Genomic DNA, 13,242 nt, shown 5'->3' on the forward strand with positions numbered 1-13,242 from the left:
CCGATCAGTCTTCGGCGATGAAGATGTTCTTGGTTTCGGTGAATGCGTCCAGCGCGTCCGGGCCGAGTTCACGGCCGAGCCCGGACTGCTTGTAGCCGCCGAACGGGGTCGAGTAGCGCACCGACGAGTGCGAGTTGACCGACAGGTTGCCCGCCTCGACCCCGCGGCCGACCCGCAGCGCGCGGCCGACGTCCCGGGTCCAGATCGACCCGGACAGCCCGTACTCCGAGTCGTTGGCGATCCTGAGCGCGTCGGCCTCGTTCTCGAACGGGACCACCGCCACCACCGGACCGAAGATCTCGTCGGTCAGCGCCGCCGACCCGGGCGGCGGCGTGATCACCGTCGGCGGGAACCAGAACCCCGGCCCCTCCGGCGCGGTACCGGCGAAGGCCACGTCCTGCCCCGTGTACGCCGCCACCCTCTCGCGCTGCCGAGCCGAGATCAACGGCCCCATGTCGCTCGAAGGATCCGCCGGATCCCCCACCCGGAACCCCTTCACCGCAGGCTCCAGCAACTCCAGGAACCGCTCGTACGCCGACCGCTCGACCAGGATCCGCGACCGCGCACAGCAGTCCTGCCCCGCGTTGTCGAACACCCCGGCCGGCGCCTGCGCGGCAGCCTTGGCCAGGTCGGAGTCGGCGAACACGATGTTCGCCGACTTGCCACCGAGCTCCAGCGTCACCCGCTTCACCTGGTCCGCGCAGCCGGCCATGATCTGCTTGCCCACCCCGGTCGAGCCGGTGAAGACCACCTTCCGTACCGCGGGATGCGTCACGAACCGCTGCCCGACGACGGCGCCGGCGCCCGGCACGATCTCCAGCACCCCCGGCGGCAGGCCGGCCTCCAGCGCCAGCTCGCCCAGCCGGATGGCGGTCAGCGGCGTCAGCTCGGCCGGCTTCAGGACCACCGTGTTGCCGGCGGCCAGCGCGGGGGCGAACCCCCAGCCGGCGATCGGCATCGGGAAGTTCCACGGCACGATGACGCCGACCACCCCGAGCGGCTCGTGGAAGGTGAGGTCGATGCCTCCGGCAACTGGTATCTGCCGGCCGAACAACCGCTCCGGGGCGGCCGAGTAGTAGGTGAGCACGTCCCGGACGTTGCCCGCCTCCCAGCGGGCGTTGCCGATCGTGTGACCCGCGTTCTCCACCTCGATCCGGGCCAGGTTCTCCAGGTCGGCGTCGACCGCGTCGGCGAACCGCCTGAGCAACCGGCCCCGGTCGGCCGGCGCCACCTGGCGCCAGGTCGTGAACGCCCGGGCAGCCCGCGCGATCGCGGCATCGGTGTCCTCGACCGACGCGAGCTCGAGGCTCCGGACGACCTTCTCCGTCGCGGGGTTGATCACGTCGTACGTCACCGGAGTGCTCTCCTTTTCTTGCCTTCAGCAACAAGTACGGCGAACAGCCGCAGGTCCTCGGGGTTCTCCTCGGGATGCCACTGCACGCCGAGCGCGAAACTCCGGCCGGTCACTTCCGCCGCCTCCACGGTGCCGTCACCGGCCCGGGCCGTCACCCGCAGACCGTCGGCGACGACGTCGAGCGCCTGGTGGTGGTAGCAGTGCACGGTCGTGGTTCCACCGAACAGTTCACTGGTCAGGGTGTCCGGCTCGATCTTCACCTCGGTCCGGCCGAAGATCGCCGGCGCGGGGCGATGCTGCTCGTGCGCGCCGGTGTCGGGCAGATGCTGCTGCAGAGTGCCGCCGAGGGTGACGTTGAGCATCTGCAGACCGCGGCAGACGGCCAGCAACGGGAGGTCGGCTTCGAGCGCCGCCGCGATCAGGACGGCTTCGTGCTCGTCACGACCGGGCCGGGTGCCGACCGTCTCGGGATGCGGGGCAGCGCCGTACGAGGCGGGGTCGACGTCGCATCCACCGGCGATGACCAGGCCGTCGAGGACGTCCAGCACGGACGGGTCGGTGCCGACGGGCGGCAGCAGCAGCGGTACGCCGCCCGCCGTGGCCACGGCGTCCAGGTAGACGCGCGGCAGCAAGGCCGCCTCCCGCTCCCAGACTCCCCAGATGGTCGGCTCCAGATAGGTGGTGATGCCGATCCGCGGCCGGTCAGAGTCGTTCGAAACCACGGATCCGCTCCCAGTCGGTGACGGCGGCGTCGTAGGCGGCCAGTTCCACCCGGGCCGCGTTGACGTAGTGCTCCACGACCTCGTCGCCGAACGCCTCGCGGGCGATCTTCGAGCCGGCGAACAACGCCGACGCCTCCCGCAGCGTGGTCGGGACGTGCGGCTTGCCGGAGGTGTAGGCGTTGCCCTCCAGCATCGGCTCCAGTGCGAGTTCGTTCTCGATCCCGTGCAGGCCGGCCGCGATCAGCGCGGCGACCGCGAGGTACGGGTTGACGTCGCCGCCGGGCAGCCGGTTCTCCACCCGGAGCGACTCGCCGTGACCGACCACGCGGAGCGAGCAGGTGCGGTTGTCCAGGCCCCAGGCGACGGCGGTCGGCGCGAAGCTGCCCGGTACGAACCGCTTGTAGGAGTTGATGTTCGGCGCGAGCAGGTAGGTGAACTCCTCCAGGCAGGCCAGCTGCCCGGCGATGAACTGCTCCATCAGCTCGGAGAAGCCGTGCTCGCGGTCGCCGGCCAGCACCGCCTCGCCGTCGTCGGACCGGAAGCTCAGATGGATGTGGCAGGAGTTGCCCTCCCGCTCGTCGAACTTCGCCATGAAGGTGAGGCTCTTGCCGTGCTTGACCGCGATCTCCTTGGCCCCGGTCTTGTAGATCGAGTGGTTGTCGCAGGTCACCAGCGCTTCGTCGAACCGGAAGGCGATCTCCTGCTGACCGAGGTTGCACTCGCCCTTGGCGGACTCGACGTACAGGCCGGCGCCCTCCATCGAGTTGCGGATGTCGCGCAGCAGCGGCTCGATCCGGGCGGTGCCGAGGAGTGAGTAGTCGACGTTGTACTGGTTGGCCGGGTCGAGGTCGCGGTAGCTCTTGGTCCAGGCCTGCTCGAAAGTGTCGTTGAAGACGATGAACTCGAGCTCGGTCCCGACGTAGGCCTTGAGGCCCCGTTGGGCCAGCCGGTCGAGCTGAGCCCGGAGGATCTGCCGCGGCGACGCCGGCATCGGCGTCTGGTCGAGCCACTGGACGTCGCAGATCACCAGCGCGGTGCCTTCCAGCCAAGGCAGCAGCCGCAGGGTGTCGAGATCGGGGGCCATCAGCAGATCGCCGTACCCGCGCTCCCACGAGGACATCTCGTAGCCGTCGACGGTGTTCATGTCGACGTCGACGGCCAGCAGGTAGTTGCAGCCCTCGGTGCCGTGCCGGAGCACTTCCTCGACGAAGTACCGGCCGCCGCATCGCTTGCCCTGCAACCGGCCCTGCATGTCGGTGATCGCCACCAGCACGGTGTCGATCCGCCCGGCGCCGATCTGGTCCCGGAGCTCCTGCACGGTCAGCTTGCCGGTACTCGAGGCCACGGTCGCTCCTGGGTTTTATTGGTATGCGGTCAGTCCATTGACGCAACCCGGGGTCGCGATGTCAAGATGACCGAACACCCCCTGGGAGGCCCCGATGAGCCAGAAGAAAGCCCGCGTCGACTACCAGCAGGTCGGCAAGGAGTATCTGGAGCAGCGGCAACTGAAACGTGGCGCGGCCGGCTGGGTGCTGCTGGCCGGGCTCGGCGTCGCCTACGTCATCTCCGGTGACTTCGCCGGCTGGAACTTCGGACTGGCCGAGGGCGGCTGGGGCGGGTTGCTGATCGCGACCGTGCTGATGGCCACGATGTACACCTGCATGGTGTTCGGGTTGGCCGAGCTGGCCTCCGCGATCCCGGTCGCCGGCGCGGGGTACGGGTTCGCCCGGCGCGCGCTCGGGCCGCTCGGCGGGTTCGCCACCGGTACGGCGATCCTGATCGAGTACGCGATCGCGCCGGCCGCCATCGCCACCTTCATCGGCGGCTACATCGAGGCGCTCGGGCTGTTCGGGCTGACGTCGAGCTGGCCGGTGTACCTGGGTTGCTACGTGGTCTTCGTCGGCATCCACCTGTACGGCGTGGGCGAGGCGCTGCGGCTGACGCTGGGCATCACCGCGGTCGCCGTCGTCGCGCTGGTGGTGTTCGTGGTCGCGATGGTGCCGAAGTTCGACGCGGACAAGCTCTTCGACATCGTGCCGAACAACGCCGCCGGGGCCAGCGAGTTCATCCCGTTCGGGTACGCCGGGGTGCTGGCCGCGCTGGTCTACGGCATCTGGTTCTTCCTCGCGGTGGAAGGCGTTCCGCTGGCCGCCGAGGAGGCGCGCGACCCGCGCAAGGACATGCCCCGCGGCATCATCACCGCGATGCTGATCCTGCTCGTCTTCGCCGCTCTGATGCTCGTCTTCACCGCCGGTGGCGCGGGCTCGGCGGTCATCGCCGACTCGGACAACCCACTGCCGTTGGCGTTGCGTACCGCGTTCGGCGGCGAGACGTGGGTCGCCGACTTCGTCAACTACGTGGGCCTGGCCGGGCTGGTCGCCAGCTTCTTCTCCATCGTCTACGCCTACTCCCGGCAGCTCTTCGCGCTGTCCCGCGCGGGCTACCTCCCCCGCTTCCTCTCGGTCACCGGCAAGCGCAAGACGCCGTACCTCGCCCTGACCGTCCCCGGCCTGATCGGCTTCCTGCTGGCCGCGATCACCCAGGACGGCGCGCTGCTGATCAACATCGCCGTCTTCGGCGCCACCGTCTCGTACGTCCTGATGATGCTGGCCCACATCGTCCTCCGGGTCCGCGAACCAGGTCTCGAACGCCCCTACCGCACCCCCGGCGGCGTCGTCACCACCGGCGTCGCCCTGGCCCTGGCGATCACCGCCGTCATCGCCACCTTCTTCGTCGACAAGTTCGCCGCCGCCATCACCGCCGGCATCTTCGTCGTCGCCCTCGCCTACTTCTGGTTCTACAGCCGCCACCACCTGGTCGCCTCGGCCCCCGAAGAAGAGTTCGCCGCCATCCAGCAGGCCGAGTCCGAGCTGTCCTGACACTGCCTTGGCACTTTTCCGCCAGCGAACGGCTTTGCAGTTGCCGGAATGACGCTCAAAATCGGCTGATCCGGTCGCACCGCCCAGCGGCCAAAAATCTCGAGGAGCGCTGCTATGCGATCTCTCAGCATTCGTCCCCGTGCCGTCGCCGTTCTGGTGGCCGGTACGGCGCTCGCGTTCAGTCCGCTCGGTGGTCAGGCCAACGCCAAGCTGCCGGTCGAACACCTGACGAACCCGTGCTACACCCCCGCCGGGACGACGTCGGCGCGAGGTGGCCAGGAGGCCGACCATCGGGAGATGTCGGCTGCCGAGCAGAAGGCGATCGACGCCAGGACGGCCGCTCTGGTGGCCGCCAAGCAGGCGCGGGGTCTCGCGCCGAAGGCCGGCAAGCTGGCTGCTGCCAACGTGCCGGTCTACATCCACGTCATGCGGAGCAGTTCCGGCGCCGGCGACGTGACCGCCACCCAGATCAGCCAGCAGATCGCCGAGCTGAACCAGAACTTCGCCGGTGGCGAGTCGTCGGCCGCCGCGAACACCGGCTTCACCTTCACCCTGGCCGGCACCTACCGGTACAACAACAACACCTGGCACCGCGACGGCCAGAGCACGACGTACCGGTCGCAGACCCGCAAGGGCGGCAAGAACGCGCTCAACATCTGGCTGGTCAACTTCTCCTACCTCGGGATCGCGACCTTCCCGTGGGACTACTCCAGCAACCCGTCGATCGACGGCGTCCGGGTGCAGTACAGCTCGCTGCCCGGCGGTTCGTCCGCCAACTTCAACCTCGGTAAGACCGCGACCCACGAGGCCGGCCACTGGTTCGGGCTCTACCACACCTTCCAGGGTGGCTGCACGAGTACGAACGACTCGGTCGCCGACACCCCGGCCCAGGGCAGCGCCAGCTCCGGCTGCCCGACCGGCCGCGACTCCTGCTCGCTGCCCGGCGTGGACCCGATCCGCAACTACATGGACTACTCCTACGACTCCTGCTACAACCAGTTCACCCCGGGCCAGAGCACCCGGATCTCGAACGCCTGGACCGCGTACCGGGCGTGAAGGTCATGCCGGGCGGCTTCCTGCAGTCGCGAGGAGGTGCTCGGTGCGGTAGCTCGGCGTGCTGGAGTGAAGGCCTCGATGTTGTTCCATCGTGGCCTTTGCTCCAGTGCGGCGAGGTGCCGTGCCGAGCGCCCCGCAGCACGCAGGAAGCCGCCCGGCATGGCCTTGTGAGCCGCGGGCCGTCTAGAGTTCCCGCGATGCGTGTCCTCCTGACGGCCTGCGCCACCGCGGTAGCCTCCACGGCTCTCGCGGTGACCGGTCCTCTTGCTGCGACCGCCGTCGGCCAGAGTGCTCGTACTCCGGTCGGCGGCGCTCAGCTGACCACGGAGCCGACGGTTGTCGCCGCTGGGGCGACGCCGCCGGCCGTGCAGGCGTCGGCGTACGTGCTGGCCGACGTCGACACCGGCGACATCCTGGCGGCCAAGGCACCGCACGCCAAGCTGCGGCCGGCCAGCACGCTCAAGACCCTGACCGCGCTGGTGCTGCTGCCGCGGCTGAACAAGACCGACCAGGTGGTCGGCACCGACAAGGACGCCGGCATCATCGGCAGCAAGGTCGGCGTGTACCCCGGTCTGCGGTACTCGGTGGATCTGCTGTTCGAGGGGATGTTCCTGGCCTCGGGCAACGATGCGGTGAACGCGCTGGCCTGCCACGACGCGGGCGGCGTACCGGGGACCATCCAGCGGATGAACCAGCTGGCCGCGCAACTAGGGGCCCTGGACACCCATGTGACCGACCCGACCGGGCTGGACGCCGACGGGCAGTACTCGAGTGCGTACGACCTGGCCCTGTTCGCTCAGGCCGGGTTGAAGCGCCCGGACTTCGCGAAGTACGCGGCGACGAAGTACACGAACTTCCCGCTGGCGAAGAACGCCGGCAGCTACCAGGTCGCCAACCAGAACAAGCTGCTCTTCAACTACGACGGCGCGCTCGGGGTGAAGACCGGCTACACGACGCTGGCCCGCAACACCTTCGTCGGCGCGGCCAGGCGGAACGGGCACACGCTCGTCGTCACCCTGCTGAACTCACCGCACGGCATCACTCAGGACGCCACCAAGCTGCTCGACTGGGGCTTCAAGTCGTACGCCGCCCTGTCGCCGGTCGGCACCCTGGTCAAGCCCGCTGTCGCGGCACCGCCGAAGACCGCTCAAGGCGAGGGCCCGAACACCTCCAAGAAGTCCTCGGCCCTGCCACCTCGCCGCAACCGCGCTGCCCTCGCCGCGGCTGCCGTAGCCCAGTCGGTCGCCTACCGCGTCCCGAGCTGGGCCTACGCCCTCCCGCCCCTGCTACTCCTTCCCCTGTTCCTTCGTCGTCCGAAGGCGCTCAGGGCTCGAGCCAAGGCAGCAGCCAAAGCTCGACTGCAGAAGTAGTCGAGGATCTAGCGTCTGAGGGAGCGGCCGGCTCGGGTCAGCTGGACTGCTATGGCTGTGGCGGTGGCGCCGAGGAGGGCGCCGGCGGCTACCGCGACGGTGTCGGCTTTGCGGGCCGGGATGGGAACGACCTTGTACTTCTTGCCGGGTGGGCCGGGGAGCAGCCCGTCGTCGCCCGGGAGGGCTGCTGTGCGGGCAGCTCTGCTGTAGGGGGCGGGCTCGGACTCGAACGGCATTGCGGCACGGGCGGCTTCTTCGGCTTCGCCGGTGTGCCAGCGGTGGTCGAGGGTGGCTTCCTTGGTCCAGGCGGCGATCAGCATGATCACCCGGGTCATCAGATAGATCCAGACCAGCAGGGCGAGCGGCAGGGCCAGCGTCCCGTACGCCGCGTTGTTGCCGATCACGTTCTTCACGTAGCCGTTGCCGAGTCGCTGGGCCAGGTAGAACACGATGCCGCCGGCCAGCGCGGCGATCAGCATCACCTTGCGCGGCAGGATGATCCGCGGCAGCGCGGTCTGCAGGTAGATGAACAGCAGGGCGCCGGCCGCGATCCCGACCACGATGCTGATCAGGTTGATCCCCCAGCGGGCCACCCAGGTGCCGTCCAGGCCGATCCAGTCGATGATCTGGTCCGACAGGCCGACCAGCAGCGACGAGGCGCCGGTGGCGATCAGGCCGACCACACCGAGGCCGATCAGCGCGCCCAGGTCGGTGAGCTTCAGCTTCACCGCGTTGCCGGGCTGGTCGTCGAGCTCGTGCATGGAGCGGATCGAGGCGCGCAACGAGTCGATCCAGCCCAGACCGGTCAGCAGCAGCGAGGCGCCCGAGATCAACCCGATCGTGCCCGCGTTGCTGATCAGGCTGTCCAGGTCGATCTGGTTGCCCAGGCCGGGCAGGTTGGTCTTGATCGCTTCCTTGAGCCGGCCCACGTACTGATCGCTCAGCAGCCTGCCGGTCACCGCCGCGGCCAGCACGATCAGGGGGAACATCGACAGGAAGCCGAAGAAACTCGTTGCCCCGGCCAACCGGTTGCCGCGCCGGTCGCCGTACCGCTTCCACGCCCGCCACAACTGTGTCCGGCTGAAACGTGCCCAGACGGCTCCGGCCCGATCCTTGATCCCCATGTGACTCCTGTACCCCGGGTAAGAAGTCCTACCCTGCCAGGGGGAACGAGCGCTGCGGCCGCCACACGCCGTCGGCACCGTGCTCGTACCGGCTGAAGGCGGTCACGTCGAAGGCGCAGTCGTACTCCGACAGTGCGTCGTAGGCCAGGTCGAGCGAGGCCTTGTCCAGATCGTGCGCCACCGTGACGTGCGGGTGGTACGGGAAGCGCAGCGCGACCTCCAGCGGCCCGGAGCGCACCTGGGACTGCAGCACCTCGCAGGACGAGATCCCCTCGGCCAGTGGCACGAACACCACCGGTGAGATCGGCCGGAAGGTCGCCGTACCGCGCAGGCGGATCCGGAAGCTCGGGAACCGCGCCGCCACCTCGAGCAGGTGGTCGTCGACCAGAGCCAGGTCCTCGTCGGCCACGTCGGTCGGCGGCAGCAGCGTCACGTGCGTCGGAATCGACGTCGCCATCGGGTCGCCGAACTCCTCGCGGTACTTCTGCAGCTCGGTGCCGAAGGGTTCCGCGATCGGGATCGCCACACCGATCGTCGCCATCGGGCGCCTACCGGCCCGGCTCGGAGGTCATGGACGGTCCGGGCACGAAGCCGAGCCGGTCGTAGACCCGCTGCAGCGTCGGCTCGGTGACGGCCCGAGCGCGCTCGGCGCCGGCAGCCAGGATCGCGTCCAGCTGCGCCTTGTCGTCGAGGTACAGCTGAGTCTTCTCGCGGAACGGGGTGACGAACTCGATCACCTGCTCGGCCAGGTCCTTCTTGAAGTCGCCGTAGCCGCGACCGGCGTACTCGTCCTCGAGCTCACTGATCTTCTTGCCGCTCAGCGCGGAGTAGATGGTCAGCAGATTGGCCACCCCGGCCTTGTTCTCCGGGTCGAAGACGACGTCGCGGCCGGAGTCGGTCACCGCCGAGCGGATCTTCTTCGCGCTCACCTTGGGGTCGTCCAGCAGTTCGATGATGCCGGCCGGCGAGGAGGCCGACTTGCTCATCTTCGCGGTCGGCTCCTGCAGGTCGGAGATCTTCGCGGTCTCCTTGACGATGTGCGGCTCGGGCAGCCGGAAGGTCTTGCCGAAGCGGTGGTTGAAGCGCTGTGCGAGATCGCGGGTCAGCTCCAGGTGCTGGCGCTGGTCCTCGCCGACCGGGACCCGGTCGGCCTGGTAGATCAGGATGTCCGCGGCCTGCAGGATCGGGTAGGTGAACAACCCGACAGTGGCCCGGTCGGCACCGCCCTTGGCGGACTTGTCCTTGAACTGGGTCATCCGGCTCGCTTCGCCGAACCCGGTCAGGCAGCCGAGCACCCAGCCGAGCTGGGCGTGCTCGGGCACGTGCGACTGGACGAACAGCGTCGACCGCTCCGGATCGATGCCTGCCGCCAGCAACTGGGCCGCCGACCGGCGGGTGCGCTCCCGCAGCACCTTCGGGTCGTACTCGACCGTGATCGCGTGCAGGTCGACCACGCAGTAGAAGGCGTCGTGATCCTCCTGCAGCGCCACCCACTGGCGCACGGCGCCCAGGTAGTTGCCGAAGTGGAACGAATCCGCGGTCGGCTGGATACCGGAGAGGACGCGCGGGCGTCGCTCGGATCCGGCGGCCTGCACAGGGGTGTCCCCAGGGACGGCTGCTGACATGGGGCCGATTCTGCCAGCGCCCGGGCTCTCCGCCACACCCGGGCGCCCGCAGAGCGGTCATAGTGCCGAAATTATGTGGTGGTGGGGTCGCCGTCGACGGCCTTCGCGAGCTGCGGGACCAGCTGGTCGAGCACGATCGGCAGGCTCAGGATCGAGACGAAGGTGGTGGCGCCGTACAGGTCGCTGTCGTAGTCCTCCTCGATGAAGACGTCGCGACCCTGCTTGCGGGCGTTCAGCGCCCTATAGACCTTGTCCTCCTTCAGCTTCGCCGTGCCGCCCTTGGTCGGGAACCAGACGATCGCCTGCTGGTCCAGCAGCGCGGCCTTCTCGGCGCTGATGTTGGCGCCGAACTTGTCCCCGATCGCCTTGTCCAGGTCGGCCGGCAGGACGAAGCCCAGGTCGGTCAGCAGCCGCGAGCGCGGGTCCTGGCTGCCGTAGATGAAGTAGCCCTCGTACGGCGACGCCATCAGCGCGGTCTTGCCCTTGAACTCCGGGTGCTCGGCGCGGACCTTCTCGAACCGGCCCTCGATCCCCTTCACCAGCTCGTCGGCCTCCTTGGGCTTGCCGACAGCCTGTCCCACGGTCCTGGTCACGTCCTGCCAGGCGACGCCGTAGTCCTGCGAGCCGGGCAGCTGCGCCACGGTGGGGGCGAGCGCGGTGAGCTTCTGGTAGTCGGCTGCGGTGATCCCGGCGTACAGGCCGATGATCAGATCGGGCCGCAGGGCGGCGATCTGCTCGAACTGGATGCCGTCCTTGTCCTTGAGTACCTGCGGTACGGCGCCGTCGCCGAGCTTCGCCTTGGCCCAGGGGAACAGCGCGCCCGGCTTGTCACCGAACCACTCGGTGGTCGCCACCGGCGTGACGCCGAGGGCGAGCAGTGCGTCCTGCTCGATCAGCCCGACGACGACGATCCGCTGCGGCGCCGACTTGATCTCGGCGGTGCCGAACTTGTTCTTGATCGACACCGGGAAGGCGCCGGCGTCGGCCGAGGACTGCGTCCGCGCGGCCTCGTCCTCCTGGCCGCCGCCACCACAGGCGGTGAGGGCGAGCAACGGCAGAGCGGCCAGCAGCGCGAGCGGCCGGAGGATGGAGCGCATCAGGGAACCTCACAGTCGGCATTAGGTTGCCCTAACCTAACTGACGACGCAGGAACCTGAAAGACAAGGTGGCCGTCAGCTCCTGGATCCAGGAGCTGACGGCCACCGACACCACGGACTGGTTACTTCACGCCACCGGCGGTCACCGAGACCTGCAACTGACGCTGGAAGATGATGTAGACCACCAGCACCGGCAGCACCGTGATCACCACGGCCGCGAACAGTGCCCCGAAGTCCACCGCATATCCGGCTTGCGACGCGAACGAGGCCATGCCCTGCGAGAGCACGTAGTTGTTCGAGTCGGTGTTCAGCGCCACCGGGAGCAGGAACTGGTTCCACAGTCCCAGGAAGTTGAAGATCGCGACCGACGCCATTCCCGGCCGCGCCATCGGCAACATCACCGAGAAGAACGTGCGCCACTCGCCGGCCCCGTCGATCTGGGCCGCCTCGTAGATCTCCCCGGGCAGCGCCTTGAAGAAGCTGTGCAGGAAGAAGACGGTGAACGGCAGCGCGAACGCGACGTAGGTGACGATCAACCCTGGCAGGGTGTTCAGCAGCGACAGGTTCTTCAGCACGAAGAACAGCGGCACGATCGCCAGGAAGACCGGGAACGTCAGGCCGGCCAGCATCGAGTAGTAGATCAACCGGTTGCCGCGGAACGAGAACCGGGCCAGTACGTAGGCGCACATGGCGCCCAGCACCATCACCAGCACCAGCGCGGTGCCCACGACGACCACCGTGTTCGCGAAGTAGCGACCGATCCCCGCGGTGGTCCAGGCGTTGGCGTAGTTCTCGAATCGCAGCTTGCCCGGCAGCGCCAGGGGGTTGCCCAGGACCTCCTGCGACGACTTGAACGAGGACAGCACGGTCCAGACCAGCGGCAGGATCACCAGCAGCGACCACACGATCAGCGCGATGTGGGCGGCGGTGGCAACGCCCCTGCCCTCCCGGTACGGCTTTTCTGGCGCGCGGGACCCGGCCACGACATCGGCCCGGTCGGCGGCGGCGGTGGTGGTCATCGGCGTCCCTTCGCTATCCGGTTGCTTCCGCCGGTCAGGGTGTTCACGGTGAAGACCAGCAGCGCGAACAGCATCGTCACCGCGGCCAGGATCACACCCATTGCCGTCGAGTAACCGAACTGGCCCTTGCTGAAGGCCGTGGTGAACAGTTGCTGGGGCATGACGAGGGTCGAGTTCTGCGGCCCGCCGCCGGGGTTCAGCGCCTGCATGTAGACGAACGCGTCGAGGGCGGCGATGCCCAGATAGACGTACGCCGTCTGCACGTTGTCCCGGATCAGTGGCACCGTCAGGGACACAGCGGTCCGGAACCGGCCGGCGCCGTCGATCCGCGCCGCCTCGAACACCTCGGGGTCGATGCCCCGGATGGCGGCGATGAACAGCACCATGTAGAAGCCGACGAAGCCCCAGATCATCACGAACATGGAGGCCGGCATCGCGGTCCGCGCGTCCCCGAGCCAGGCGTAGTTCTCGAACTGCTCCAGCCCGATCTTCGACAGCACCGCGTCCAGCACGCCCGAGCCAGGGGTGAACACCTGGGCCCAGATCAGGCCGATCACGATCGCGGGGATCACGTACGGGAAGAACGAGACGATCCGGTAGAAGCCGGAGTTGCGCAGTCCCCGGACGGTGCCGGTGCCCGACCCGCCGATGGTCACCAGTGTGGCCAGGGTGAGCGCCAGCAGGATCGTCACGATCGGCACGACGATCGCGAGCAGGACGTTGTTGCGTACGGCCTTGAGGAAGATGTCGTCGTTGAACAACTTCACGTAGTTGTCGAAGCCGACGAAGTTCATCCCCGCGCTGAACCCGGACCAGTCGGTCAGCGAGTAGTACAGCGCCTGGACGAACGGCGAGACCACGAAGATCACGAAGACCGCCAGCGGCAGGCCGAGGAACACGACCATGAAGCTGACCCGGTCGAAGGTCAGCGGCCGGCGGCGCCGCCGAGCGGCGGACCCTTGGGGTCCGCCGCTCGGCACGACATCTGGCGTCATG

Annotated in this window: 12 protein-coding genes; 3 read left to right on the forward strand and 9 right to left on the reverse strand. The window is 68.5% G+C overall.

The features are described 5' to 3' along the window. Positions 1 to 4 precede the first annotated feature (4 nt). From OX958_RS29855 to OX958_RS29865, 3 genes are read right to left on the reverse strand one after another with little or no spacing between them, the layout of a single operon-like run. Positions 5 to 1,354, reverse strand: a complete 1,350-nt coding sequence (locus OX958_RS29855) for an aldehyde dehydrogenase family protein (protein WP_270133358.1) — start codon at positions 1,352 to 1,354, stop codon at positions 5 to 7. Next, positions 1,351 to 2,076 carry a gamma-glutamyl-gamma-aminobutyrate hydrolase family protein gene (locus OX958_RS29860; RefSeq protein WP_270133359.1) on the reverse strand — a complete coding sequence of 242 codons (726 nt, stop codon included), beginning with the start codon at positions 2,074 to 2,076 and terminating at the stop codon, positions 1,351 to 1,353. Before OX958_RS29860 ends, OX958_RS29855 begins: the two co-directional genes overlap by 4 nt. After that, positions 2,057 to 3,421 carry a glutamine synthetase family protein gene (locus OX958_RS29865; RefSeq protein WP_270133360.1) on the reverse strand — a complete coding sequence of 455 codons (1,365 nt, stop codon included), beginning with the start codon at positions 3,419 to 3,421 and terminating at the stop codon, positions 2,057 to 2,059. Before OX958_RS29865 ends, OX958_RS29860 begins: the two co-directional genes overlap by 20 nt. A gap of 94 nt (positions 3,422 to 3,515) precedes the next feature. Between OX958_RS29865 and eat the strand changes: the two genes are divergently transcribed. The 3 genes from eat (at position 3,516) to OX958_RS29880 (ending at position 7,381) form a co-directional block, all read left to right on the forward strand. Then, entirely contained in the window at positions 3,516 to 4,955 is a 1,440-nt protein-coding gene (gene eat / locus OX958_RS29870; RefSeq protein WP_270133361.1) for an ethanolamine permease, read from the forward strand. A gap of 114 nt (positions 4,956 to 5,069) precedes the next feature. Next, positions 5,070 to 6,011, forward strand: a complete 942-nt coding sequence (locus OX958_RS29875; RefSeq protein WP_270133363.1) for a zinc metalloprotease — start codon at positions 5,070 to 5,072, stop codon at positions 6,009 to 6,011. A 197-nt stretch (positions 6,012 to 6,208) separates the two neighbouring features. Next, a complete protein-coding gene (locus OX958_RS29880; RefSeq protein WP_270133364.1) occupies positions 6,209 to 7,381 on the forward strand; it encodes a D-alanyl-D-alanine carboxypeptidase family protein in 1,173 nt (390 codons plus the stop codon). 8 nt (positions 7,382 to 7,389) lie between these two features. On the opposite strand, the gene OX958_RS29885 is transcribed toward OX958_RS29880, so the two are convergent. The 6 genes from OX958_RS29885 to OX958_RS29910 form a co-directional block, all read right to left on the reverse strand. Then, complete coding sequence (locus OX958_RS29885; RefSeq protein ID WP_270133366.1) at positions 7,390 to 8,505, reverse strand: YihY/virulence factor BrkB family protein; 1,116 nt, start codon at positions 8,503 to 8,505, stop codon at positions 7,390 to 7,392. Positions 8,506 to 8,533: 28 nt separating this feature from the next. Then, positions 8,534 to 9,046, reverse strand: a complete 513-nt coding sequence (locus OX958_RS29890) for a 2'-5' RNA ligase family protein (RefSeq protein ID WP_270133367.1) — start codon at positions 9,044 to 9,046, stop codon at positions 8,534 to 8,536. A gap of 7 nt (positions 9,047 to 9,053) precedes the next feature. Beyond that, the gene (gene trpS / locus OX958_RS29895; protein WP_270133369.1) at positions 9,054 to 10,130 is read right to left on the reverse strand and encodes a tryptophan--tRNA ligase; all 1,077 of its coding nucleotides are present in this window, start codon (positions 10,128 to 10,130) and stop codon (positions 9,054 to 9,056) included. 71 nt (positions 10,131 to 10,201) lie between these two features. Then, positions 10,202 to 11,227: an iron-siderophore ABC transporter substrate-binding protein gene (locus tag OX958_RS29900; RefSeq protein WP_270133371.1), complete on the reverse strand. Its 1,026-nt coding sequence runs from the start codon at positions 11,225 to 11,227 to the stop codon at positions 10,202 to 10,204. A 122-nt stretch (positions 11,228 to 11,349) separates the two neighbouring features. Next, positions 11,350 to 12,246 (reverse strand): carbohydrate ABC transporter permease, encoded by an 897-nt coding sequence (locus OX958_RS29905; protein ID WP_270133372.1) that lies wholly within the window; start codon positions 12,244 to 12,246, stop codon positions 11,350 to 11,352. Further along, complete coding sequence (locus OX958_RS29910; RefSeq protein ID WP_270133373.1) at positions 12,243 to 13,241, reverse strand: carbohydrate ABC transporter permease; 999 nt, start codon at positions 13,239 to 13,241, stop codon at positions 12,243 to 12,245. Before OX958_RS29910 ends, OX958_RS29905 begins: the two co-directional genes overlap by 4 nt. Position 13,242: the final 1 nt, after the last annotated feature.

The sequence above is a fragment of the Kribbella sp. CA-293567 genome, from assembly GCF_027627575.1.
GTDB lineage: Bacteria > Actinomycetota > Actinomycetes > Propionibacteriales > Kribbellaceae > Kribbella.

Bases quoted from the DNA above. Each gene is read 5' to 3' on its own strand.
- trpS (WP_270133369.1), bottom strand. From the start codon at position 10,130: ATGTCAGCAGCCGTCCCTGGGGACACCCCTGTGCAGGCCGCCGGATCC.
- eat (WP_270133361.1), top strand. From the start codon at position 3,516: ATGAGCCAGAAGAAAGCCCGCGTCGACTACCAGCAGGTCGGCAAGGAG.
- OX958_RS29905 (WP_270133372.1), bottom strand. From the start codon at position 12,246: ATGACCACCACCGCCGCCGCCGACCGGGCCGATGTCGTGGCCGGGTCC.
- OX958_RS29900 (WP_270133371.1), bottom strand. From the start codon at position 11,227: ATGCGCTCCATCCTCCGGCCGCTCGCGCTGCTGGCCGCTCTGCCGTTG.
- OX958_RS29880 (WP_270133364.1), top strand. From the start codon at position 6,209: ATGCGTGTCCTCCTGACGGCCTGCGCCACCGCGGTAGCCTCCACGGCT.
- OX958_RS29910 (WP_270133373.1), bottom strand. From the start codon at position 13,241: ATGACGCCAGATGTCGTGCCGAGCGGCGGACCCCAAGGGTCCGCCGCT.
- OX958_RS29875 (WP_270133363.1), top strand. From the start codon at position 5,070: ATGCGATCTCTCAGCATTCGTCCCCGTGCCGTCGCCGTTCTGGTGGCC.
- OX958_RS29890 (WP_270133367.1), bottom strand. From the start codon at position 9,046: ATGGCGACGATCGGTGTGGCGATCCCGATCGCGGAACCCTTCGGCACC.
- OX958_RS29885 (WP_270133366.1), bottom strand. From the start codon at position 8,505: ATGGGGATCAAGGATCGGGCCGGAGCCGTCTGGGCACGTTTCAGCCGG.